Source organism: Bacillus sp. TH13, from assembly GCF_016651175.1.
Classification (GTDB): domain Bacteria; phylum Bacillota; class Bacilli; order Bacillales; family Bacillaceae_G; genus Bacillus_A; species Bacillus_A thuringiensis_S.
In genome coordinates, this window is the sequence record NZ_JAEKEJ010000020.1 from 44,926 (window position 1) to 68,608 (window position 23,683).

Genomic DNA, 23,683 nt, shown 5'->3' on the forward strand with positions numbered 1-23,683 from the left:
GAATTTGCAAACGGATCTCATCTCTTGCATTTGTTTATAAAACGATCATTTTGATTTATTTTCTTCTAAAACACCCCAAAATAGAGAAGTTGACGAGCTTAAGATTGTAGTATTCGAAAAATCAGTAGTTTAGTTAAACCAATACGATAAGCAAGTATACCGTGTTACTAATGAAAGAGGACCTGATATGAACATCAGGTCCTCTTTCACTAAATATAATTATTTCACTGCTTCTTTCAGTTCTTTTCCAGCTTTAAATATCGGCGCCTTAGCAGCAAAAAAAATTGTAGGAATCATTATCTAGCGTTTTATTCTTCTCTACCGATTTAACTTCTCGACAGCTTCCGCACTTGTATCTACACGTTTAACGAAAAAAACTAATAGTAGGGCAACAACATTCATGCCAAGCGCTACATAGAATGAATATTGAATTCCAGATAATAAAGCTTTCTGAGTTACTATTGCCTTCGTAGTTTCTGTAAAGGTTGTTGGATCTATATCAGACATTAGACTTTCAGCTTTTGTTTTTGTTACAGAATTCATAATCGTAACAAGAATAGCAGTACCAATCGAACCGGACACTTGTTGAGCTGTATTATTAACAGCCGTACCGTGCGGGTTTAAGCGAGTTGGCAATTGATTAAGGCCATTTGTCATAAGTGGCATCATCACCATCGCCATCCCAAACATCCGCAACGTATAAATAAGAATAATATGTGTGTGACTAGAGTCGATTTGCAGGTTTGCCAGCATATAAGTTGAAACAGCTGTAATGGAAAGCCCTACTACGCCAAGAATACGAGGGCCATATGTATCAAATAGTTTACCTGTAATTGGTGACATAACCCCCATTATTACCGCACCTGGAAGCATCATCAGCCCAGAGCTCAGCGGTGAAATACCACGGACGTTTTGTACATAGGCTGGTGTTAAAATCATACCCGAAAACATGGCCACCGCGTTGACAATTGCAATTACAGACGCAAGTGCAAACATTGGGTACTTGTAAACACGTAAATCCAATAACGGCTCATCCATTTTTAATTGGCGGATAATAAAAGCAATTAGGGCAATAGCGCCTATGGTTAAGGTTGTTAAGACAACTTTATTTGTCCAACCATCGGAGCTTGCAGAACTGAATCCATATAACAAACCGCCAAAACCGACAGAAGATAATAGTAATGAGAGATAATCAAGTTTTGCATTTTTGTTTTGTTTCATGACATTCTCAGATTTCCAAATCCCTAACAGTAAGCTAATGATTGCTAACGGTAAAATCATTTCAAAAAGCAAACGCCAGTCATAATACTCTACAATATAACCTGATAGTGTCGGTCCAATTGCTGGAGCTGTAATCATAACTAGTCCAAAAATCCCCATTGCTGTTCCCCTTTTTTCTCTTGGAAAGCTTACTAGCATAATATTCATTAACAAAGGCCCCATAACTGAAGAGCCTGCCGCTTGAACCATCCGACCAGTAAGTAATAAACCAAAATTTGGCGCTACAGCCGCTAAGGCAGTACCAAGAATAAAAATCACCATAGATGTAATAAATAGGCTTCTATTCGAGAAACGCGTTATTAAAAATGCTGATGCCGGAATTAATATACCACTTACAAGCATATACCCTGTAGAAAGCCACTGGATCGTTGAATAATCTTGAATGTCTAAATCTTTCATTATTGATGGCAATGCTACATTTAAAAGCGAGTTATTTAGAAATGAAACAAATGCCCCAATAAAAAGGATTACAAGCATTAAATATGGTGGTTTTCTTTTATGTAATGTTTCACTCATATATTTAATTGCCCCTTCATTATAAATTTCATTGATTCGTTTAAATCGTTTACATATTTGCACAAGAAAACATTACTCTTACAGTATTTTGCCACACTCTTCGAATGGATATTCTCTTTTTAGCAATTCCACTTGCTCAACATAACATTTTAAAATCTTTTTGTTGATTAAACCTTTATAAAAACGTTTGTTAACGGAAATTAAATTAGGCTGAAATATATAAAAGAAGCAACTGAAAATACCCTTCTAAAATAAAGTGAAACTTTAAATCAACAAGGCCACACACCCATTCCTTTAAATACAGGCTTGTAGATCTAGTTATGTAACCATCCATAAAAAGGAATATTACATAGGCTAAGTCTAACATTACATTTTTAAAGTGAGGAGAATAAGCGTATGCACCAATATTGGTATTTGAATTCAAAGGGAAACAGGGAACAATATACTAACCAAATTTCATTGTATTCACAGCCCGAAATAACTAAATCTGAGGTAATGAATGATTTGAAGATTCCTGAGAATTGGAGTTACCGAGTCTATCCAGTTAGTTGGGATTCATCAGCCAATTATACGGGATTCACTCCCCAACCCCCTCCCTTCTCTTGGGGGGAACCAATCAATTATGCAGGGATAATGCCACAAGGTCACCCTACTAATTGGCCTCCATTACCAGGTCATGCAGGTTTTAATTTTCAAAAACCTCCCTTCCCCTGGGCTCAACCATTCAATCATACAGGGATGTTCGCACAAGGTCATCTTGCCGCTTTACTATCGCCGCCAGCCAAGCCCTTTAATTTCAATACCAATAACTCGGGTGTTTTTGGAAACCCTCCAGGATGGGGTGGTCCGTGGGCCCCAATGGGATGGGGAAATAACGGAGGTAACGGTCAGCTAGGAATGCTTGGAAACTTACTTACAGCAGGAAAAGGCACCATGAGTGGAATAGGAATGATCAGTAGTCTAATCGGGATGGGGAAGTTCTTCTTTTAGTTAATTAAAGTGATAGAATTGGTCCGCAGCTCAGACATTCCAACAAAATATTTCATTTTCCATTGATTTAATGTTTTCAAACATGTACTCCTCAATATATTTATTGTGTGCTTCCAATACTCCATCCAAGTTCGTCTCCTTGTCTTTCAATTTATAAAAAAATCTGTTGCAACTCTTTAGACAACAATTTCAGTTCATACAAAATCAATAAGTTCACAACAAAAACGCTATCCTTTCCTATGATTTTAGGGAAAGAATAGCGTTTTTGTTACGTAACGATTAAGTTGTTTCATTCTTATTTATTCAATAATTTCATTTTCATTTCTCTGCATTTTCAGCCTGATAGCGATATGATCATACCCCATAAAATGCCATTTCTTTTACTTATGCTTTGCTAAAAATTCTGTTATGCGACGATATACATATATTTCATTTTCTTTTTTTGAAAATCCATGCCCTTCATCGTCTAATACTAGGTATTCTACATCTACTCCTTGTTCTTGCAACGCGTGAAAAATTTGATCCGATTCTTCCTTTACAACTCGTGGATCATTTGCCCCTTGGATGATAAGGAGTGGTTTATTCATTTGATTTAAGTAAGTAATTGGTGAATCTTGTATAAGCTTATCTTTATCATTATTAATATCACCTATTAAATTAACTGCGAGCGGTTTCCAATTTTCAGGCATAGATTCGATAAAACTAAATAAATTGCTAGGTCCAAAAATGTCAATGGCTGCACGGAAATACTCTGAATGACGCCCGTGAAGCAATAAGGTCATATATCCTCCATAACTACCGCCCATAACAAATAATTTATCAGGAGTTGATATCCCCTGTTCAAATAACCATTCGATCCCTGCTACACAATCTAAACGCGGTGCTTCCCCCCAATCACCTTCAATCATTTTTGTAAACGTTGAACCATATCTTGTACTACCTCTAAAGTTTGGCGCAAAAATATTATATCCCTGCCTTAATAAATATTGAAATAATGCTCTGAAATCTTTCGTCTCAGCACTTTGTGGACCACCATGAGGCCAAAATATTGTATATCCGTTTTGTACTTCTCCTTTCGCCCGGAATAATAATGCTTCTATGTTTAACCCATCAAAAGAGGCATATGTTATAACATTCGGTTCAACAAAAGAAGATTCAGATAGACCAATAACATAGTTTTTTGTTAATGCTGCCCATTCTGTATCTCTATTTTTCTTGTAATAGATGTTTGCTGTTTTCGTCGCACTTTCACCTAGTAAATATAAATTTTCCGATTTTGTAATTTCAATTTGACTTATCGTATCTACCGGAGAATTCAATAGAATTAACTCTTTTTTATCCCATACAAATTTATATAACCTATCTGTAACACCTTTCGACGAAACAATGTAGCCATTTTTTGTTTCAGCATGCCATTTTATATCAGATATATCTTCCTTCTCTATTTTACAGATTGGTTTGAATTCCTGTTTATTTAAATCAAAAGAAGCTACATAGGAAAACTCTTCTTCATAATTTGTAACAAAAATCACTGTATTTTCATCAATATAACAAATGGACCCTATAGTATGTTCTTTCTCACTGGAAGGTACTATACAAATAAGTTCTTCTCCCTTTTTTACATGTCCTACATTATATGTATTACTATATGACTTTAAAACAATGTAACTTGATTCATTCGGACTTACTGCCTCTACATATGTAGGTGTCTCCACACCAGTTAACAACAGCGTATCTTCTTTTGTGCGTATATTATAACAACGAGAGTTTAAGAACATTGGGTTATCTTTACTTGTGACATAGTATAATCGTTCCCCATCCTCTGTTAAATGCACAAAGTAATCCTTTTCTGTCTCTCCTGCTGGAATCAATTCAAGCAATCCACCACCCTCTGGTTTTAATGCATAAATATGATAATTTTCATCCCCATCTTTATCAAATCCAGCTAAAATAAATTGATTTAAAGAATCCATTTTAATAAAATTGCTTGATTGATTACAATATGTTAATGGATAAGGGGATAAATTGGGTAAATCCATCGCCCATAAATTAGAATGACCATTTAAGTTTGTACTAAAAATTAATTTCCCTTCATCTTCACTAACTGTAAACCTACCAATACTATAGGATCTAAAAAATTGTTCAGCATCTTCCATAGGAAATTGAATCATCTTTCTTCCTCCACTCTACCTTATATCTAAAAATTCAGAACATCTTATATATAAAGATTCTACATTTTCCTATTTATCCCTTTTTGGTTTTATTTAGATTTAGATTTACTTCTACCTTCTACTTCTTCTTATTAACACTACATAACGATGCGGAGAGTTTTTTAAACAACTCCTCTTTTAGCCGTGAACATATTCTTTACTATTTCACGATTACTTCTCATTCGATATTTCTTACTAAATGGTTCCTTCTATTATGATCTTTCTTTTAAGATGTGAAATACAAATACACTCCGTAACCTATAAATAAGATCAATAGAATAAAAATGCCGAGTACCGTATATATGATCCATTTTAAATTTTAATTCTCCTACTTCCCGATAATCCCAGTATATAACAAAAAAGCATTGGATACCCAATGCTTTTTACACTTACGCAAATAGAGACGTATTCGCATATAAAGCTGGTGAACCACCTGAATGTACGAATAAAATATTGTCTTCCTTATTAAATTTACCTTTTCTAATTAAGTCGATTAATCCCGCTACCGCCTTACCTGTATACACTGGATCAAGTAAAATACCTTCTGTTTTCGCAAGTAACTGAACTGCCTCTACCATTTCCGGCGTTGGTAACGCATAGCCTGGCCCTACATATTCATCAAAGCACGTAACAGCGTCGCGCGGGATAAAGTTTGGAATACCAACGTGTGCTGAAGTTTCATCTACAAGTTTTGCTACTTTCTCTTCTTGCTCAGCTTTTCCTCTACTTACGTTAATCCCGATTACAGGAATATGGCTTTGCGTTCCAGAAAAACCAGTAATTAAACCCGCATGCATACCAGCGCTACCGCTTACGCAAACAACTGAACTGAAATCAATTCCTTGCTCAAATGATTGCGCCATAATTTCTTGGGCACAAGCAACGTATCCCATTGCGCCCGTAGGGTTTGATCCACCAACTGGAATTACATATGGTGTACTACCTTTTCCACTTACTTCTTGTGCTACTTTATGCATCTCTTCCATCAGGTCTGCTCCGTTCGGTACAACAATGACGTTTTCAGCACCTAATAAGTGATATAAGAAATAGTTTCCGTTAAAGTCTCTCTTCTCTTCTGGCTCAAGCCCTTCCTCTAATACAAGAATACATTTCATTTTTTCTTTTACCGCAGCAGCAAGTGTCAGGCGGCAATGATTTGACTGAATACCACCAGCTGTAATTAACGTATCTGCACCCTTTTCCTGTGCATCCGCAACTAAAAATTCTAACTTTCTCGTCTTATTACCACCGGCTGTTAAACCAAGTAAATCATCTCGTTTAAAATAAATAGTCGGGCCACCAAGTGCTTCAGAAAAATTGTTTAACTTTTCAATTGGTGTATATGATTCTGTATATTTTTTTCTCGGGAATTTAGCTAAATTCATTGTAACGCTCCTTTTGTACTTCTTTCGCAATATATGTAACGTTACTATTATTACACGTAAAAATGGTGAAGTCATCTTTCTCGGTTAAAAATGTATTAGAATTTCATTTTGATAAGTAAAACCGTATTAATGATTTTAACTTAATTACGGTACATGAAATTTATATCAACGATTTTTTAAATATATCGTTCATTACTTACAATATATCAACGATTTTTCAAATATATCGATCGTAACTTGCAGTATATCAACGATTTTCTTAATATATCGATCTATCGACAAAAAACGACACTTTCTCATCAACAAAAAATGAGCCCACACATTCAAATGTGGACTCTCTCCAATCACTTATTTACCGAAAAACGAAGTAACTGCGTTAATCCCGGCTCTAAATTCATTTCACCTTTATGACGTACGTATACAGTTTTATCTCCATCAAATTTCGGAGGATTTGCTTGACTATACGTATGCCACTCATTCGTTCCTTCTATAGAATACTCCATATATTCATTTGCACCGACAATTATATTTTTACGATCATCTGCCGTTACATTTGGTGCCATCTGCGCAATTTTTGAATCACTAATTAATAACTTCTTTATATCCTTATCACGTTTGTAATCGTAAGCTGTCACAATTACATCGTTACCATATGCTTTCACTTGTAACCCTTGTTTAAATGAATAGCCATCTGGAGCAGTTTTCTCTCCCCCATTTGGTCCTGCTGACATCCAGCCTGTTTCAATCCCGCCCGTATTTACAACAGTGAAACCTTTTTTATCTCCGCCTGTAATTTTCTTTTTACCAGCCCAGTCAGGTAAGTTTAAATCCCAATGTGTATGACTCGTGAAGAAAACAACCTGCGGATAGTCTTTTAATATATCGTACAATTTATCCACGTTTAAATAATCTTGTAAATATGGTGATTGTCTTGATCCAGATACTGTATCAGGTAAAACGTGATGAGAGAAAATAAAGATTGGCTTATTTTTATCTTTTTGACTATACTCTTCTAAATTTTGTTTTAACCAACCTAATTGCTCATCACTCATATATACTTCGTCCCACATTTTTGAATCGTGGTATTTCATATATTTTTCAGTTCCTAAAAATAAAAGTGGATATCCATCTAATTCTTTTTTATGATATACCTTTTCTTGTCCACTAAATTTCAGATAGCGATTAAATAAAGTTTCCTCAGTTACACCATTTGGCCATGTAATTTGAGAGAGTTTCCCATCCGCTGTCCATTTCCCAGCATAAAACTCATGATTCCCAACAGTAGACCATACATTTTCCGGATGCTTATTTTTATTTAACACACGCTTTACATCATCATATTGTGACTGTTGTCCAGTCGGCGTTATATCCCCATTCATAATAAGCGCTCTAGAAAGTGGCGTCACTTTGTTCATATCTTTTAGCACATGATCAAAATCCCCTAAATCCCCTTGAATATCACTAATAACGTTAAAAGTTGTAGCTGATTTTCGGACTTGCTCTTTCCCTTCCGCATGCACTGAAAACGTCGGTAATAATGCCGCCATAACTGCTAACGAAGCAACTGTCTTTTTCATACAAATTCTCCCCCTAATAATAGAATGTACAAACTGACATGTTCTGCTTTCTCTTAGGTGCTTGTCCAATTCACATTATAGGGGAGATTGTAAAGATTAATGGAATAAAAAATTAAGTGTTTTTTAAGATATTTTGTCTTTTTTTCACACTCCACATTAGCAATTCGCGCCAATCTAGCTTTCTAGTCTTTAACATTACATAAATGTAAATGAATATGATGAATCTCTTAGTTTAATATGTTTTCTTTTTATCTCTGTTATATAACCGCCACAAAATATGCTATCTTTTCAAGTTCTCTTTCTTTAATAAACGTTACTCCTCTTTTAATTAGCCTTAAAATTGTAAAGTGGCTTAATAATATGTTTAATATCAATTGTTTCTTTTGTATTCTCAATAATTTCATCCATTGGCTTATATACCATTGGTGCTTCATCTAAAGTACTTTCTGCAACAGATGTAGTCCAAACCTCTGTCATTGTATTTTGAAAATCCTCTAAGTTAAGTACTTCTTTCGCCTTCTTACGACTCATAATACGCCCTGCTCCATGCGGGCCAGAAAAGTTCCAATCTGGATTCCCTTTACCAAATGCAATGATAGAACCGTCTCTCATATTAATTGGAATGATTACTCGTTCATCTTTCTGAGCTGAAATAGCACCTTTTCGTAGAATCATATTTTCCATATCGATGTAGTTATGAATTGTAGTGAATTGATCTGATACTTTCCAATCCATTTTAGTGACGATTTCATCAATCATTGCTTTACGATTTAACTCCGCATATTTTTGTGCAATTTTCATATCATTCATGTAATCTTTAAATCCTTGTCCTTCTAAATAAGCTAATTCTTTGCGAATCACCGGTTTCTTAATTTCACGTAAAGCTTCATGTATTTCTCGTTGTCTACCTTCTTTCGTTAAACGCTCAATCATTTCTTCTTTAATAGATTTAACGTTTATAAGTTGCTCGTAAGCAAAATTTTGATAATACTCTGCTACTTGTTTCCCTAAATTACGCGAACCACTATGAACGACAATGTATACATTTCCTTTATCATCCTCATTCAGTTCGACAAAATGATTGCCCCCGCCAAGTGTACCAATACTTTTTTGAGCACGTTGCAATGTAAACGGGGCTCTTACACTATCAAAATCAATCATTTTTGAAAATCTATGTTCCTTATCTCGAATACGAAAACCACTTGGGACAAATTTACGTATCGTTTCGTCTAAGTGATCGAAGTTGATTTCCTCTTTTTTCTTATTAATCATCACAACTTCCATGCCACAACCAATATCGTACTTACCTCTCAGTTTCCTGAAAGAGTGGACTATACCTTCTCTACAGTCATCGAGATATGCAGCCTCTACTGTAGGCTCACCGTATTAATTATTCCTCTTCAATTCAAAATGGATGAGGAATAATTCTGTACCTTAGTCTGCTAACATGGTACAAGTCTCTGAACCATTCGATTATGTCACCATAACCACTGGCTGCTGATTACCCTCGCCTTTTATCGTTAGGGTTCCCAGTCAATTGAGTGAGTAGTTTAAAGTCTGAGCCGATTAGTTAACCCCGACTAAATTAGGAACAATTTTATCTTGAATCGTCATTGTTGTCCCAATCGTACAACCTGCGCCCGCATGTGTATCTGGCATAATACAAATCTTGCTATCCTTTACGAATTCTTGGTTACAAAGATCAATAATTTGACCTGCTGCAGTTTCTTCAACATTCGTAGTAAACACTTTTGCTTCATTATATTTCCCTTGTAATTTCAACATCTTCTATTTCCCCTTTCCTTTAGTTTCTACAAAAAATCAATTCATACATATTATATATTTATATAATATGTAATATGTATATCAATATATTTATAATTATATTTTCCACCACTACAGCTCATTTCCTTTTTTATAAAAAAAGACACAGAGATTCCTCTCCATGCCTACTAATTTCCTACCTCTTCACCGCATGCACATAATGCACCGTTTCAAAAGCTTCTAAATAATCATTTCTTCCTTCAAAATATAATATATTTATATCCTCTGGTGATAAATGCTCATAAATAAGTAAGCCCGCCTTCTCTAACAGTGCTTCCATTTCAGCGTAAGAAAAACACGATTTCATCGGTTCTCCGCCTACTGCAGCCATTTTTACCATATTTTCCACTCGATTGGACAGTCCCTTTTCTGTAAATAAGTTTTCATCTGGATAATCAAAAACGATAGAACTCCCCTCTGGAACCATCGCAAATAAACGTACTATTAAACTAGAAAGCTCCTCTTTCGTTAAATAGTACGTAACACCTAATAGGCTAAAGAAAGTCTTTTTATTTTCAAATCCTTCATTCCGTAACTGTTCACTGGAAAATCCTTTCGTGAAATCCATTGAAACAAAATGAAGGTTATTTGGAACTTCAAGTTCTACTTCTTTTATTCTTTCCTTCTTAAACGCCTGCGTAGAAGGATGATCCACTTCAAATATTTCTATTTTATTTTTTAATTCTCGGTGTCTAAAACTGAACGTATCTAAGCCTGCACCGAGTATGACGTATTGTTTCGCTCCTAATGTAATTTCATGTAGTAATACTCTTTCACAATATGCGGCACGTGCTAAAGGTGTTGGCGATAATTGAACTTGTGTAATCCATTTTAATATTTCTTTTGGATTGTCTTGAAACTGCTCTGCAATGTCTGTATTGAAAAAGTGAATCCCTTGAACCATGTTCGTTTCAATATTGTTACGTTCTTTTTGTGAAATGAAATCTTTAGCTACATAATCATCAAAGATTTTAGGATTATCAAATTCACTATGATACGCCCTTCCGAATGCTGATACTAACGACGTTACACTTGCTTCACCTTGTTTCACGCACATACACTCTCCTTCATTTTCACAACAAAAATAGGGTTCCCCTGGCCAGGAGAACCCTATTATACACCTTATTTTTATATTGGTAAATTATAGCATAAATAAGTTTTTTCGTCAAGTTTTCAGCCTACTAACGCTCCAACAATTTGTGTAATCTCTAGCAGGAAGATTTCGATCTACACCGAATATTCCAGTTCATAACAATACAAATGGAGGGCATCATGAAAAGATTAGTCATCATTACAGTTGGAAAAACACACAGTGGAAAAACTACATTTGCAAAAGAGCTAGAAAAAGAGTTACCTAATTCTTTTATTATGGACCAAGACAACCAAGCTGAATTTATTAACACACATTATGAAAAATTACAGCCGACAGAAGGTTCAAATACACTAAAGCACGGTCTTTCAAAATTCATTGTTGATTATGCGAAAGAACATTCAAATTTACACCTTATTATTTGTAATTCCAATCGCAGTAAAAACGGAAGGTTCTATTTACTAAACGAATTATTTCCACAGAATGAATATGTACGCATATTAGTTCACTTTGACATCCCAGATGATGTACTTTATGAAAGAGTGGGCCTTAGTAAACGAAGTACAAATATTTTTAGGGGGAACTATTCCAGTTTCAAAGAAGTCCTCCATCGCCAACAAGCTGAATCACTACATGAAGACGTAGTAGATCCTGTAGAAAATGAAGCTGATTATTTGCTTGTTATTCGTAATAGTAAGGATGTAAACTCTACTACATTAAAAATTATTCATATCGCTAAAGAGTACTCCCCTATCCGAAATAAGAGATTATAAAAATTACATAATCATAGATTATTATACAAATACTTCCTCTAGACGGCGCAGATGGTATATAATGATGGAAGAATCTACTTCTATATGCTCAATTTCACACAAAACAGCTCATGCATATGAAAGAAAAGAGGTACAAAAATATGAAAACAAAACAAACAATTGCTGCGTCTACACTAGCTTTAGCAATGATTGCTGGCGCGAACTCTGCTCATGCGGAAGTAAATGATGCTACTCCTCAGCAAAGTACGGGAGATCGATTAGCTGAAATTAAGCAACATAAACAAGAGTTAGATGCGAAATTACAGCAACACAAAGAAAACGTGGATCAAACATTAAATGAACTTAACAAAGTTAAGGAAAATGTTGATACAAAGGTGAATGAACTACATGAACGTAAACAAGTTGCTGATGAAAAAATTAACGAAGTTAAACAGCATAAACAAGAACTAGATGCAAAACTTCAGCAAGACAAACAAATCGCCGAAGATAAAATCGCTGAAATTAAAGAGCATAAAAAACAAGTAGAAGATAAAGTTGCTGAAGTAAAAGAGCATAAGCAAAATATCGATAACAAAGTGAATGAGATTAAAGAACATAAACAAACTGTCGATGAAAAAGTGAATGAAATGAAGCAACATAAAGAGAACATTGATCAAAAGGTTAATGAACTTAAGGAAGTTAAAAAACAAGTAGATGAAAAATTAGCTGAGTTAAAGAAAGCGAAACAAACTGCTGAGGACAAACTCGCTGAACTAAAAGAAAACAAGCCGAATACTGGTAACACGTTAGAGGAACTTAAGAAAATTAAAGGCAATTTAGACAGTCTTTCCGCTAACTTAGAATTAGCTAAACAAGATGTAAAAAACAAACTAGCTGTTTTACAAGAAGCTAGACAAGATTTAATCAATAAAATTAACGAAATTAAACAATCGAAACAAACTGTTTCAGACGATTTAACAAAGAAAAAACAAGACCTAGATATTAAAATCAATGACTTTAAGCATACTGAGAAAAAAATTGACGACAAATTAGCTGAGTTACATACAACGAAGCAAAATGTTGATAACAAGATTAATGAAGTATCACAGTCTAAACAAACGCAAGCAGATAATGGTACTAAAAACAATAACGCTAAAGAACTTCCTAACGCTGGTAGCGAGCAATCAAACAATATGGCTCTAGGAATGCTATCTGTATTAGGCGGTGTTTTATTACTTACTCGTAATAAAATTAAAACGTTATTTTCTAAATAAATCCATTAAAAAAAGGAAAACCGCACATACATGTACGGTTTTCCTTTTTTATATTAACTGTCCATCTCTCAGCGTCAATATACGATCACATACATCAAGCATTCTTTCATCATGTGTAATCATAATCGCTGCTTTTTGGCTCTCTTTCACCTCGCGTTTCATCATTTCTACAACTTCACGTGCACGTTTTGAGTCTAAGCTTGCCGTTGGCTCATCCGCTAATATTAAATCCGGATTGTTCATGAACGCACGAGCGATTGCTACCCTTTGTTTTTCCCCGCCAGATAGTTGATTTGGATAATGATTCTTTCTTTCTCCTAATCCAAATGCCGCTAATAAATGATCTGCACGCTTTTCGGATTCTTGTTTACTTTCCTTTTTTAGCTTAGCAATGTAAAGTAATTGTTCTTTCACATTTAAATATGGAACTAGGTTTGCAAACTGGAAAATGAAGCCGATTTTTTTCAAACGAATATCTGTCATTTCCTTTTCTGATAACTGTGTAATATTTTGCTCACGAATGTAAATGTCCCCTTTTGACGGTGATAATAATGCACCCGCGATTGATAGTAACGTACTTTTTCCTGATCCAGAAGGACCGACGATTCCGATAAATTCTCCAGCTTTCACATCAAGCGATATCGGATGAAGGGCTGTTACTTCCGTATTCCCTTCTCCGTACACTTTACTTACTTTGTCTAATTTTAATAATGAAGTCATTACATCCCACCTCCAATTGCTTCTAGCGCATCAACTTTTAATACTTGATATAACGAAATAAGTGTTCCTAAAATACTAATGACGATAAAGATTGCGGCATATTGTGCAATCATCGGTGTTGTTAATAAGAACGGCATACCTGCTGGTAAAATTTGTTCTAATCCTTGTACAAGAACGATACTAATTACCATCGCAACGACTGATAAGAATAACGCCTGTACGACTAGGCTATTTGCTAAATACGAGTTCTTCGTACCAATTGCTTTTAATACGCCTAATTGCTGTGTTTTTTGTAATGTAATGACGTAGAAGAATACACCGATTAGTAACGCAGCGATAACAAGTAAGAACGCAATGATCATCGTTAATGTTCCTTGCTCTTCTTTAAATCCTGGAATACTTTGCAGTACTTCTTTTTTATCGATAACGTGAGCATTTTTAATCTCTTTATCTGTATTCAGCGCAATTGCACTATAATCTTTTTGGTTTGGTTGTGAAATAGCACTCCATACGTCTTCATTTACATAAACAACTGGCGTATGGCTAAACATTTGATCTTTCGTAAATCCAACGATTGTAAACTCTTTCTTTGAAACAGGATCGATAATTGTATCCCCGATATCGATTCCTTTTTCTTTAATGGATTCATCAGCAACCATTTCGTTGTTTGCTGTACCTAATTTTTCACCTTTTACAATGTTCGGTTCTAAAAATGAATCACGTTCGCTTGAGAAAATAGCAATATCAACCTTTTTCGAACTCTCTTTCTTTTCATATGTTGAAACTTTCACACGAAACGGAACTGCCTCTTTCTCGCCTACTTGATTTACTACGTTATCTACATCGTCTTTCTTAATTTGTGAACGAAGTAATTTATTTTCCGCATCATCTGCTAAAACGAACTTATTTGCCTCCATATTTTGAATCGATGAAGCATTATCATATGATAATCCATTTGCTAATCCTGAAATAACAAGGACTAAAAATGATAATAACACCATAATGAGTCCGATTAATCCGTATCTTAATTTTGATTGTTTCAATTCACGCAGAGCTAAAAACATTATGCTCGCTCCTTCCTCTTTCTTTCTATGCACTAATCATAAAAAAGAAATATGAACGGAATATGAACAGAAGATTACAGAGCAAAAAAATAAATTTTCTGAAAGTATTGAAAATAAATAGGATCCTTGATACAATTCAGTCAAATAATATTGACCGAGTAATTTAATTCAAGGAGTTGATCATGTTGAAGCCCGTATTAACACTAACTACTTATAGCCAACTAAAAGCATTAAGCGATCCATTACGTGCCGAAATGATGATACGTCTATGCGAACGTCCTTATACTGGACAATTACTATCTGAGAAATTCGGCATTTCAAGGGCGAAAATTCATTATCATTTAAAAGAATTAGAAAAGAATGGTCTTATAGAGATCGTTTATACAGAAGAAAAGAATGGGATTGTTCAAAAATTTTATCAATCTGTCGCTAAAGGCTTCACCCCTGCCGCAGATCTATTACCTCATTTAGAAATATTAAGCGAATCAGGTCGCCAAATCTTTTTACAAATGATAGAAAGAACGAAAAGCCAAATTCTCGCTGCACCAGAAGAAGCTTTTACATTACAAAATGCAAGTGAAAATCCAGCTAAGTGGAATTACGTTTCATCCTGCTGGGAATTTGATGCTACGCCAGAACAATTTCAAGTGTGGGTAAAAAAGTTTTATGAATTAATGGCTGAATTAAACGAAATCACAAAAGGTGCAGATAAAGATCCGAATAGTAAACCTTATTATATTTCTACTACTGCACTTCAAATCGCTGAGAGAACAATGCAGCAATTTGTTAAAGAAGAAGAAAAATCGTAATACGATTTTTTTTACATAAACGGTCAATTTTATTTTACCGAATAAATTTATCCCGCATTAACGGGCAGTAAGACTCTCACCTCAAAATTCAGCTGGAGCACAGAAAAGTTAGGTGGGAGGTCAACTGCCCATAAACGCCCGATTGGTTCAACTAATAATCAGTGGGATGAACAAAACCCCACTGATTAAAGTTTCACTTTATTATAAAGGAGTAGATTAAATGGACGTATTAAAAAACCGGAATTTCCTCTTATTATTTTTAGGGAGAATTTTTACAAACATAGGAGATAGCTTGTATTATGTAGCGGCGATGTGGCTCGTATATAAACTGAGTGGTAATCCTTTTTATTCTGGATTGGCTGGTTTCCTTACACTATTACCTTCTGCACTTCAATTTCTTACCGGTCCATTCGTTGATAGATGGTCAATAAAAAACACCCTCGTCATCACACAAGTTTTGCAATGCATCCTTATTTTGATCATTCCTATTACACACTACTTCGACCTACTAACAGTCCACCTACTACTCATCATCATGCCCATCGTAGCTTTTATCGAACAATTCGCCTATCCTGCACAGTCAAAAGCTTTACCACTTCTACTGAATAAGACACAATTATTAAAAGGAAATTCACTTTTCTCATTTGCATACCAAGGCATTGATTTAATTTGTACGACTCTTTCTGGAATATTAGTAGCACTATTTGGCGCAATCACTTTATATGTGATCGACTCTTTTACATTTGCGATTACCGCCCTGTTGTTCTTTTCATTAAAAATACCAAAACAAACTGAAACAGACACACCACTTTCAACTAAGCAATATTTCTCTGATTTAAAAGAAGGCTTTTCAATCGTCTTTCGTTCATTGATGGGCGTCTTCTTAATCGGTTCCGTTGTCGCTAATTTTTCAATCGGTATGACGATGGCAATACTCCCTTCTTTCGCTGATTCTTTAGGCGGTGTGAAATTATATGGTTTCTTTTTAGCCGCCATATCCGCCGGTTGTTTAATTGGAGCACTATTCAGTTCATGGGTTGGTAAATATAATGTTGGCCGTGTCTCCATTATTAGCTTTGCGACTGGTGCTTTCTTTTGGTTTCTCTCTACGGTTGTACCGTTTCAATGGTTATCTATTTTTTTATTCGGCTTAGCTTGGATACCAATTGGTGCGACCAACATATTATTTGCGACTATTGGTCAAATTGTAATTCCAAACCAATATCTTGGGCGTATCAATTCAGTCACACGGAGTATGGGCACAATTGCTATGCCGCTTGGCTCTTTAATTGGCGGATACACTGCGAATGTATATAGTAGCCAAATCATTTTTGCGCTCGCTAGCATCGGGATTTTATTCATCTCCCTCGTATGGCTGCTTCATCCGAAATTACGGGCTTTGCCGAAAGCTGATGAAATTACAGCGGATACTTTTGAGCTTCGGTTTAAGGAAGAACAGGTGAAAGGTACTGCTTTGTAACAGAAAGAAAATATTTTCTTTCTATTACAAAGCTCAAACAAGCATAACCCTATTCGAAATTTCGAACGGGGTTATGCTTGTTTACTTTTTGATGCAAAATAGCACCCTTTAATGGAATAACTAATACGTTCCGTTAACGCTTTGCTGGCCATGCCCCCTGCATTTTCCTTAATTGAATAATTTGGCCTGTATGATAAGCATCATGAAGCATGATGTCCAGTAATTTCTCTTCAAGTGAATTTTGTTCAAGCTCTTTTTCAGAAATCACGCTCAATACCTGTCTTAAATTACGCTGAGCATTTTCAGAACGTTCAACGACTTCCTTCCATTCCGTGTCATCATTAGATTGCTTAGTAAGATAAAAAGTGTCATTACCGTCAAGGTTATGTGCCCATTCATGACCTTCCAAGTTTGCAGCAAGCCTCTCTTTGTAATAAATGAGATGATTAACGTTCTCCCAAATGGTATTCGTTTCCTCACCAGATGGTTTCCACATAGCCTGTTCGGCTGTAAGTCCTTCTATAGCATGTTTAAACGGTGCATACCAACTCTCTTTATCGAATGTTGAATCTAGTGCGTTTAATAACAAGTCAGTTCGTTTCAAATTAATTTCCTCCCTACACGGTTCAAGTTTTAATAAAACCCTTATAACTCTGTAGGGATTCTACATTTTTAAATAAACTTCCTCCTGATCTCACTCCATAAACTCATCCGATTATATAATTAAAATGGGGCACATTTTTTCACTTTACACGTATACTAGCGCCAAAAAAAGAAGAGGCCGTTTCCAAACAGCCTCTTCCATCTATTTGGGAAGCTCCACCCGAACAGTAGTCCCTTCACCTTTCGTACTATACACCGAAACATTTCCATGATGCAGTTCAACAATTTTCTGCACAATCGATAATCCTAAGCCACTACCTTCTATGTTTCTTGCCCTTGCTGTATCTACTTTGTAAAAACGATCAAAAATACGATCCATTTCTTCTTTTTCCATACCGATTCCGTTATCAGATATAGAGATAATGACATTAGATTCTAGCTCTTCAACAAAAAATTCAATCGTCCCAGCATCGTTTGAAAATTTAATGCTATTCGTAAAAATATTACTCCACACTTGATGAAGTAAATTTTCATCACCTTGAATTGTAATGTCCGGCACATCAAATTCAACAGCGATATCTTTTTCACGCCATTTCCACTCGAGCATAAAAATGACGTCTTTAATTTGCTTCTGCAAATTGAATTCTTTTATTTGTAGAACTTTTTCTTCTTTATCTAGTGAAGCAAGCGTAAGTAACTGTTTACATAAACTAGACATTCGCTTACTTTCGCCCTCAATAATTTGTAAGTAATGATTTCTTTCTTCCATGCCCATCTTTTCTGTTTGCAACGTCTTCGAAAATCCTTGTATGGAAGAAAGCGGTGATTGAAATTCATGCGAAACGTTCGAAACGAATTCTTGTCTCATTTCATCTAGTTCTTTTATACTTTTCGTCATCTTTTGGAAGCTTGTAGATAACGTTCCTATTTCATCTTTTCGTTTTACGTCTAATTCAATTTTATATTCTCCACTCGCAATTTTTTGCGTAGCCTTCGTAAATTTACGGATTGGGCGAACAATATAACCTGCTGCAATCGCTATAAAAATAATACTTAATAGTACGATAAACCCAAGTAATACTGCTAAGAAAATCCTCATCTCGCCAAATTGGTTCTGAATGTCAGGACGAATAAATAATGCGTACTGTTTATCACCGTGTTGCACTGGTACACCAACGCTATTAATTAATTCATTATCGAAAAAACCTGTAATAAATAGGCGCGTTGGATAGGTGGAAACACCATTAAACGTTTCTCCTTGCAATACTTTATGAACTGTATCGTCGCTAATAGAAGTCTTACGAAACGCATTACCGATACGCTTTCCATTCTTTTGATCATCGACAATATAAATTTCATATCCTAGCTTCGCAATAGAATGTAAGTACGCCTCTTGATTTTCTTCACTTTGCTTTTCATATAACGATTTAACTTCCTCAGCATACTTTAAAATCTTTTCACTGTTATACGGTTTTAACTTCACTTGATAATATACATTCGTTAATAAAAAACCGATAATACTACTAAGAAGCATAATACCGACTGTCATAAAAACAAATCTAGAATATAGTGATTTCATTTTATTTCAACTCCAACTTGTACCCGAGTCCGCGCACTGTCGTAATTTGAAAATCATCCGTTCGTTTTGAAAAACGATCTCTCAGCCGCTTTACATGAACGTCAACCGTTCGTTCATCTCCTTCAAAATCCATTCCCCATACTAATTCAATTAGCTCTTCTCTTGAAAATGTTCTGCCAGGATAACTAGCAAGTTGCGATAACAATTCAAATTCCTTTAAAGGAAGCAAAATCGTCTGCCCGTTACACTTCACTTCAACACCTTTACGATCAATTGTCGTTCCGTGGAGTGTAATAATGTCAGCACTCAGCATTTGATAGCGACGTAATAAAGCTTTCATACGAAAAATCACTTCCGCTGGTTCAAATGGTTTTACAATATAATCGTCTGTACCCGAAATGAATCCTTTTTCTTTATCGACTAACTGATCCTTTGCAGTTAATAAAATAACCGGTATATCATGATACTTCCGGATTTCTTCACATAACGTATAGCCATCAACAAACGGCATCATAATGTCTACTATCGCAAGGTGAATATTCTCTTTCTCTAATACGCCTTGCGCTACCTTTCCATCTTCAGCCTCAAAAACTTTAAACCCCTCTTTTTGTAAATGGTAATGCAATAACTCTCTAATATGCTTATCATCATCAGCTAATAAAATATGTATCATGTTCATTAAACCCTCTCTTGTTCATCCTTCTACATCCTTACATTAAGAAACAATTGGATTTTTTGCAAGAAAAAGAAAAGGATTCCTTAGAAAATGCTTTTGTTATCATTGTGGTCAGCTGCTTTATTTTTCTTATAACTTGGTGATGTACTCTGGTGTACAAATAAGTGATCTATTACTTTTTTAGTAAGTGGCATAAAGAAATTCAGTAATAACCCACCTAAACAAACAGTTAATATAGTTCCAACACCAATTGGTCCATGTAAAATCGTTGCCATTATTAAGAATATAAGGTAAATAAATGTTCGTGCTATAAAGATATTCGTTCTAGTTAATTCTTGTATGATTAAAGTTAATCGGTCAATTGGAATGGGAGCAAAATTTGTTTGTAAATATATTGCAGTTCCTAATCCTGTAATAACTAATCCGATTCCAAAATAAATCATTTTACTGTACCATATTTCAGGTGTAATTAAATTGCGTAATAAAAATAGCCACACATCAATACCAATACCCGTTATGAATGCTGTTAACAACCCTAGTACCTCTGGTCTTTGTCTTTTTAATATCGAATTACAACATATTAATAATAAAGCTATTATTATTTCCCAGCTTCCCACAGTAAGCCCCACATTTAAAGAAAGTCCCACTAAAAGTGCATCAAAAGGTGAAGTGCCAAAATCTGATTGTATTGTGAAAGAAATACCAAGGGTTAATATTAAAATTCCTAATACATAAAAAACATACTTCATTTTAATCAACCTCTTCATCGTCATTTTTGTTGCATTTACAATAAAAATATTTTATATTAAATGTAACTTCAAATTGTTGCATTTGCAATAAAAACAAAAGATCAGGAGTTCATTATGAAAGAAATTCTTCGTGAAATTGGCATGATTGCAAGGGCATTAGATTCTATTAGTAATATAGAATTTAAAGAATATGAGCTTACAAAAGGTCAGTATTTGTACCTTGTGCGAATATGTGAAAACCCAGGAATCATTCAAGAAAAGCTATCTGAGATGATAAAAGTAGATCGTACAACCGCAGCCCGTGCTATCAAAAAGCTTGAAATCAATGGATTTATCGAAAAGAAAGAAGATGAATCTAACAAGAAAATCAAAAAACTTTTCCCAACAGAAAAAGGGAAAAATGTCTATCCTTTTATTAAAAGAGAAAACGATTATTCAAATACTGTTGCATTAGAGGGATTTTCGGAAACAGAAGCGGAAACTATTTCTAATCTTCTTCAAAGAGTAAGAAAAAATATAGAAAAAGATTGGGAATTTGTAAAAAAGGGAAATAAGAGAAATTATTGATTATATAAAGGAGCGAACTATTCAAATGACTACACATATAGAAAAGTGCACCCTTGAAGATATACACAGAATTCAAGATATTAGTTATGAAACATTTAATGAGACTTTTAAACATCAGAATTCACCCGAAAGTATGAATCACTATTTGGAAAAGGCATTTAACTTAAAACAATTAGAAAAAGAATTATCCAATATCTCTTCTCAATTCTTTTTTGTCTACTTTAACGATGAAATTGCTGGATATTTAAAGATCAATATTGATGATGCTCAGTCTGAAGAAATGGGAAATGAATCACTTGAAGTAGAGAGAATTTATATAAAGAGCTCCTTTCAAAAACATGGTCTTGGTAAATATCTACTAAATAATGCTATTGAAATTGCAATAGAACATAATAAAAAGAATATTTGGCTAGGCGTATGGGAGAAAAATGAAAATGCTATTGCTTTTTATAAGAAATTAGGTTTTGTACAAGCTGGCTCTCATTCCTTTTATATGGGCGATGACGAACAAGTTGACCTTATAATGATCAAAACACTCATATAACTTTTTTTGAAAGGTGGGCTATTATGTATATTCCAAAGTATTTTAAAGTCACAAATGTTGATGAAATTTGGGATTTTGTTCAAAAAAACTCTTTTGGAACAATCGTCACAACAAAAAAAGAAAAACCAATCGCAACTCATTTGCCCTTTGGATTAACTAAACAAGGTGATGACTATTTTATTACTGGACATATGGCTTATGGGAATCCTCAGTGGAGAACATTTGAAACTTGTGAAGATGTTCTTGTAATATTTCAAGGACCACACTCTTACATCTCTTCTTCTTGGTATGAACATGAAGAAGTTCCAACATGGAATTATCAAGCGGTCCATATATATGGTAAAGCAAGTATTTTAAGTAAAGAGGAATTAATAGATGAATTAACAACAATGCTGAAAAAATATGAAGAACATCGTGAAAATCCAGTATTATGGGATAAACTTTCCCCTACTCTCTTAGAAAATGAACTGAAAGGTATAGTTGGATTTAAGATTAAGGTGGGAGACATCCAGGCTGCATATAAATTAAGTCAAAATCGAAATAAGACGGATTATATTAACATTATTGAGAAATTGTACGATGAAGAAAATCCAGATGCAAAACAAATGGCGGAACTCATGGGGAGTAGATTAAAAAATCACATATAATCCATCGTTATTCAACTCTCACATTTCAAAATTAAAGAACCGACTGGAGCGTTCTATCGGCAGTTTTCTTTAAAATGTAAAAGTTTGAACTTAAAGTGAATGGTGTTTAATAAAAAAGAATCTATTTTGAAAAAAGATTATTCAAAATAGATTCTTACGTTTTAGTATTAAGATTATTTTAATGAAAAATAAGTTCTAAGCTTTAGAAATATCAACGAATCCTTCTCCAAATACGTCACGAACATCGTGTATAGCGATAAACGCAGCTGGATCCGTAGTTTGAACAATCCTCTTTAGCTTCACTACTTCTTGCTTATTAATAACAACATAAAGAATTTCCTTCGGAGTTTTCGTGTAATAGCCATGACCTGAGTACACAGTAACCCCTCTGCCCATTAAGGTAGTTACCTTCCCAGCTATTTCATTCGGGTTATCAGAAATAATCGTAATGGCTTTCTTCGGATTTAAACCTTCAATTACAAACTCCATCACTTTCGTTGCTACATATAGCATAATAATTGTTATCATCAGTTTTTCTGCACCAATGATGAAATAAGATGAAAACGCAACAATTAAATCGAAGAACAGTAGACCGTAGCTAATGCTCCAGCCTAAATATTTATGCGTCATCCTTGCTAAAATCGTAGTACCTGCAGTTGTTCCACCAACGCGAATAATAAGACCAATCCCGCACCCAATAAATATTCCTCCGAAAATGGCATTTACAAGCATTTCATCCGAAGCAATCGTCCAGCCTTCTGTCAAATGAAGAAATAGCGAGTTCGTAACTACAGCGATAATCGTATAAATTGTTGTAATCTTATTTAAAAATTTATAACCAGCTATTAACAAAATCGCATTTAAAATTAAGTTAACTAAACCTGGTGACCACTCAAATAAATAGTACGTAATAATCGTGATACCTGTTACTCCACCCTCACCAAACTCGTTCGGGATAACAAACAAATTGACACCTAACGCAAAAAGAAATGCACCAATAATAATAAAAATAATGTCTGTCGTTCTTTTTTTCATACAGTACCTCACTTCTTATGTAAATATTTATTCTGTCATAAACTCTCACCATTATATCGCGGAATATTCAAATCGAACAGTGGTTTGTTTTTATTTTAATATAGGATGATAAATCAACTTTATCCTATATCCACTTGTAATTAAGAAAGTAAAATAACTGTATTTATTATGTACTACAACTAAATTTTTGATTTCACATGCAATTGACGCTTAAAAATGAATATGAATACTCACTCGCACAAACTTCGAATACAAAGCAAATAGGCGAAGCTATAGAATAGGCTTCGCCTCAAGCGTGTGATCATAAAGAT

At 34.6% G+C, this 23,683-nt stretch carries 22 protein-coding genes; 8 read left to right on the forward strand and 14 right to left on the reverse strand.

The genetic code is table 11. The features are described from left to right. Positions 1 to 318: 318 nt before the first annotated feature. On the reverse strand, positions 319 to 1,797 hold the full coding sequence (locus JFU02_RS04955; protein ID WP_000005104.1) for a DHA2 family efflux MFS transporter permease subunit: 1,479 nt from the start codon (positions 1,795 to 1,797) through the stop codon (positions 319 to 321). Positions 1,798 to 2,193: 396 nt separating this feature from the next. Between JFU02_RS04955 and JFU02_RS04960 the strand changes: the two genes are divergently transcribed. After that, on the forward strand, positions 2,194 to 2,787 hold the full coding sequence (locus JFU02_RS04960; RefSeq protein ID WP_061666926.1) for a hypothetical protein: 594 nt from the start codon (positions 2,194 to 2,196) through the stop codon (positions 2,785 to 2,787). 380 nt (positions 2,788 to 3,167) lie between these two features. Here the strand turns inward: JFU02_RS04960 and JFU02_RS04965 are convergent, their stop codons facing one another. The 6 genes from JFU02_RS04965 to JFU02_RS04990 form a co-directional block, all read right to left on the reverse strand. Further along, positions 3,168 to 4,958: a S9 family peptidase gene (locus tag JFU02_RS04965; protein WP_000614105.1), complete on the reverse strand. Its 1,791-nt coding sequence runs from the start codon at positions 4,956 to 4,958 to the stop codon at positions 3,168 to 3,170. Between the two features lie 428 nt (positions 4,959 to 5,386). After that, the gene (cuyA, locus tag JFU02_RS04970) at positions 5,387 to 6,382 is read right to left on the reverse strand and encodes a D-cysteate sulfo-lyase (RefSeq protein WP_001046607.1); all 996 of its coding nucleotides are present in this window, start codon (positions 6,380 to 6,382) and stop codon (positions 5,387 to 5,389) included. 344 nt (positions 6,383 to 6,726) lie between these two features. Beyond that, entirely contained in the window at positions 6,727 to 7,959 is a 1,233-nt protein-coding gene (locus JFU02_RS04975) for a DUF4073 domain-containing protein (protein ID WP_086406990.1), read from the reverse strand. 324 nt (positions 7,960 to 8,283) lie between these two features. After that, the gene (locus tag JFU02_RS04980; protein ID WP_201070203.1) at positions 8,284 to 9,243 is read right to left on the reverse strand and encodes an RtcB family protein; all 960 of its coding nucleotides are present in this window, start codon (positions 9,241 to 9,243) and stop codon (positions 8,284 to 8,286) included. Between the two features lie 282 nt (positions 9,244 to 9,525). After that, the gene (locus JFU02_RS04985) at positions 9,526 to 9,744 is read right to left on the reverse strand and encodes an RtcB family protein (RefSeq protein ID WP_000916238.1); all 219 of its coding nucleotides are present in this window, start codon (positions 9,742 to 9,744) and stop codon (positions 9,526 to 9,528) included. A gap of 175 nt (positions 9,745 to 9,919) precedes the next feature. Continuing rightward, entirely contained in the window at positions 9,920 to 10,840 is a 921-nt protein-coding gene (locus tag JFU02_RS04990; RefSeq protein WP_116365612.1) for a class I SAM-dependent methyltransferase, read from the reverse strand. A gap of 215 nt (positions 10,841 to 11,055) precedes the next feature. Here JFU02_RS04990 and JFU02_RS04995 point away from each other — a divergent pair, with 215 nt between their 5' ends. Next, positions 11,056 to 11,646, forward strand: coding sequence for an AAA family ATPase (locus JFU02_RS04995; RefSeq protein WP_086406988.1), 591 nt, complete (start codon positions 11,056 to 11,058; stop codon positions 11,644 to 11,646). A 140-nt stretch (positions 11,647 to 11,786) separates the two neighbouring features. Next, a complete protein-coding gene (locus JFU02_RS05000) occupies positions 11,787 to 12,899 on the forward strand; it encodes an LPXTG cell wall anchor domain-containing protein (RefSeq protein ID WP_097889034.1) in 1,113 nt (370 codons plus the stop codon). A 48-nt stretch (positions 12,900 to 12,947) separates the two neighbouring features. On the opposite strand, the gene JFU02_RS05005 is transcribed toward JFU02_RS05000, so the two are convergent. Then, positions 12,948 to 13,619, reverse strand: coding sequence for an ABC transporter ATP-binding protein (locus JFU02_RS05005; RefSeq protein WP_000202597.1), 672 nt, complete (start codon positions 13,617 to 13,619; stop codon positions 12,948 to 12,950). Further along, positions 13,619 to 14,683 carry an ABC transporter permease gene (locus JFU02_RS05010; RefSeq protein ID WP_061666922.1) on the reverse strand — a complete coding sequence of 355 codons (1,065 nt, stop codon included), beginning with the start codon at positions 14,681 to 14,683 and terminating at the stop codon, positions 13,619 to 13,621. The genes JFU02_RS05005 and JFU02_RS05010 overlap by 1 nt, the downstream gene beginning before the upstream one ends. Before the next feature lie 185 nt (positions 14,684 to 14,868). Between JFU02_RS05010 and JFU02_RS05015 the strand changes: the two genes are divergently transcribed. After that, entirely contained in the window at positions 14,869 to 15,492 is a 624-nt protein-coding gene (locus tag JFU02_RS05015; RefSeq protein WP_201070267.1) for an ArsR/SmtB family transcription factor, read from the forward strand. A gap of 220 nt (positions 15,493 to 15,712) precedes the next feature. Then, positions 15,713 to 16,972 (forward strand): MFS transporter, encoded by a 1,260-nt coding sequence (locus JFU02_RS05020; RefSeq protein WP_086406987.1) that lies wholly within the window; start codon positions 15,713 to 15,715, stop codon positions 16,970 to 16,972. 133 nt (positions 16,973 to 17,105) lie between these two features. Here the strand turns inward: JFU02_RS05020 and JFU02_RS05025 are convergent, their stop codons facing one another. From JFU02_RS05025 to JFU02_RS05040, 4 genes are all read right to left on the reverse strand, one after another. Beyond that, positions 17,106 to 17,576 carry a DinB family protein gene (locus JFU02_RS05025; protein ID WP_086406986.1) on the reverse strand — a complete coding sequence of 157 codons (471 nt, stop codon included), beginning with the start codon at positions 17,574 to 17,576 and terminating at the stop codon, positions 17,106 to 17,108. Positions 17,577 to 17,777: 201 nt separating this feature from the next. Further along, entirely contained in the window at positions 17,778 to 19,154 is a 1,377-nt protein-coding gene (locus JFU02_RS05030) for a sensor histidine kinase (protein ID WP_061666919.1), read from the reverse strand. 1 nt (position 19,155) lies between these two features. Next, the gene (locus JFU02_RS05035) at positions 19,156 to 19,833 is read right to left on the reverse strand and encodes a response regulator transcription factor (RefSeq protein WP_001055963.1); all 678 of its coding nucleotides are present in this window, start codon (positions 19,831 to 19,833) and stop codon (positions 19,156 to 19,158) included. 80 nt (positions 19,834 to 19,913) lie between these two features. Further along, positions 19,914 to 20,579, reverse strand: coding sequence for a YczE/YyaS/YitT family protein (locus JFU02_RS05040; RefSeq protein ID WP_097889028.1), 666 nt, complete (start codon positions 20,577 to 20,579; stop codon positions 19,914 to 19,916). 114 nt (positions 20,580 to 20,693) lie between these two features. Between JFU02_RS05040 and JFU02_RS05045 the strand changes: the two genes are divergently transcribed. From JFU02_RS05045 to paiB, 3 genes are read left to right on the forward strand one after another with little or no spacing between them, the layout of a single operon-like run. Then, positions 20,694 to 21,146 (forward strand): MarR family winged helix-turn-helix transcriptional regulator, encoded by a 453-nt coding sequence (locus JFU02_RS05045; RefSeq protein ID WP_000658986.1) that lies wholly within the window; start codon positions 20,694 to 20,696, stop codon positions 21,144 to 21,146. A gap of 25 nt (positions 21,147 to 21,171) precedes the next feature. Then, complete coding sequence (gene paiA / locus JFU02_RS05050) at positions 21,172 to 21,690, forward strand: spermidine/spermine N(1)-acetyltransferase (protein WP_061666917.1); 519 nt, start codon at positions 21,172 to 21,174, stop codon at positions 21,688 to 21,690. Between the two features lie 23 nt (positions 21,691 to 21,713). After that, positions 21,714 to 22,337, forward strand: a complete 624-nt coding sequence (paiB, locus tag JFU02_RS05055) for a protease synthase/sporulation negative transcriptional regulator PaiB (protein WP_000275825.1) — start codon at positions 21,714 to 21,716, stop codon at positions 22,335 to 22,337. A 195-nt stretch (positions 22,338 to 22,532) separates the two neighbouring features. On the opposite strand, the gene JFU02_RS05060 is transcribed toward paiB, so the two are convergent. Then, positions 22,533 to 23,372 (reverse strand): YitT family protein, encoded by an 840-nt coding sequence (locus tag JFU02_RS05060; protein WP_000747488.1) that lies wholly within the window; start codon positions 23,370 to 23,372, stop codon positions 22,533 to 22,535. Positions 23,373 to 23,683: the final 311 nt, after the last annotated feature.

Excerpts from the sequence above, each read along its gene's own strand:
- JFU02_RS04955 (WP_000005104.1), bottom strand. The coding sequence starts at position 1,797 with ATGAGTGAAACATTACATAAAAGAAAACCACCATATTTAATGCTTGTA.
- JFU02_RS04960 (WP_061666926.1), top strand. The coding sequence starts at position 2,194 with ATGCACCAATATTGGTATTTGAATTCAAAGGGAAACAGGGAACAATAT.
- JFU02_RS04965 (WP_000614105.1), bottom strand. The coding sequence starts at position 4,958 with ATGATTCAATTTCCTATGGAAGATGCTGAACAATTTTTTAGATCCTAT.
- cuyA (WP_001046607.1), bottom strand. The coding sequence starts at position 6,382 with ATGAATTTAGCTAAATTCCCGAGAAAAAAATATACAGAATCATATACA.
- JFU02_RS04975 (WP_086406990.1), bottom strand. The coding sequence starts at position 7,959 with ATGAAAAAGACAGTTGCTTCGTTAGCAGTTATGGCGGCATTATTACCG.
- JFU02_RS04980 (WP_201070203.1), bottom strand. The coding sequence starts at position 9,243 with ATGGAAGTTGTGATGATTAATAAGAAAAAAGAGGAAATCAACTTCGAT.
- JFU02_RS04985 (WP_000916238.1), bottom strand. The coding sequence starts at position 9,744 with ATGTTGAAATTACAAGGGAAATATAATGAAGCAAAAGTGTTTACTACG.
- JFU02_RS04990 (WP_116365612.1), bottom strand. The coding sequence starts at position 10,840 with ATGTGCGTGAAACAAGGTGAAGCAAGTGTAACGTCGTTAGTATCAGCA.
- JFU02_RS04995 (WP_086406988.1), top strand. The coding sequence starts at position 11,056 with ATGAAAAGATTAGTCATCATTACAGTTGGAAAAACACACAGTGGAAAA.
- JFU02_RS05000 (WP_097889034.1), top strand. The coding sequence starts at position 11,787 with ATGAAAACAAAACAAACAATTGCTGCGTCTACACTAGCTTTAGCAATG.
- JFU02_RS05005 (WP_000202597.1), bottom strand. The coding sequence starts at position 13,619 with ATGACTTCATTATTAAAATTAGACAAAGTAAGTAAAGTGTACGGAGAA.
- JFU02_RS05010 (WP_061666922.1), bottom strand. The coding sequence starts at position 14,683 with ATGTTTTTAGCTCTGCGTGAATTGAAACAATCAAAATTAAGATACGGA.
- JFU02_RS05020 (WP_086406987.1), top strand. The coding sequence starts at position 15,713 with ATGGACGTATTAAAAAACCGGAATTTCCTCTTATTATTTTTAGGGAGA.
- JFU02_RS05030 (WP_061666919.1), bottom strand. The coding sequence starts at position 19,154 with ATGAAATCACTATATTCTAGATTTGTTTTTATGACAGTCGGTATTATG.
- JFU02_RS05035 (WP_001055963.1), bottom strand. The coding sequence starts at position 19,833 with ATGAACATGATACATATTTTATTAGCTGATGATGATAAGCATATTAGA.
- JFU02_RS05040 (WP_097889028.1), bottom strand. The coding sequence starts at position 20,579 with ATGAAGTATGTTTTTTATGTATTAGGAATTTTAATATTAACCCTTGGT.
- JFU02_RS05045 (WP_000658986.1), top strand. The coding sequence starts at position 20,694 with ATGAAAGAAATTCTTCGTGAAATTGGCATGATTGCAAGGGCATTAGAT.
- paiA (WP_061666917.1), top strand. The coding sequence starts at position 21,172 with ATGACTACACATATAGAAAAGTGCACCCTTGAAGATATACACAGAATT.
- paiB (WP_000275825.1), top strand. The coding sequence starts at position 21,714 with ATGTATATTCCAAAGTATTTTAAAGTCACAAATGTTGATGAAATTTGG.
- JFU02_RS05060 (WP_000747488.1), bottom strand. The coding sequence starts at position 23,372 with ATGAAAAAAAGAACGACAGACATTATTTTTATTATTATTGGTGCATTT.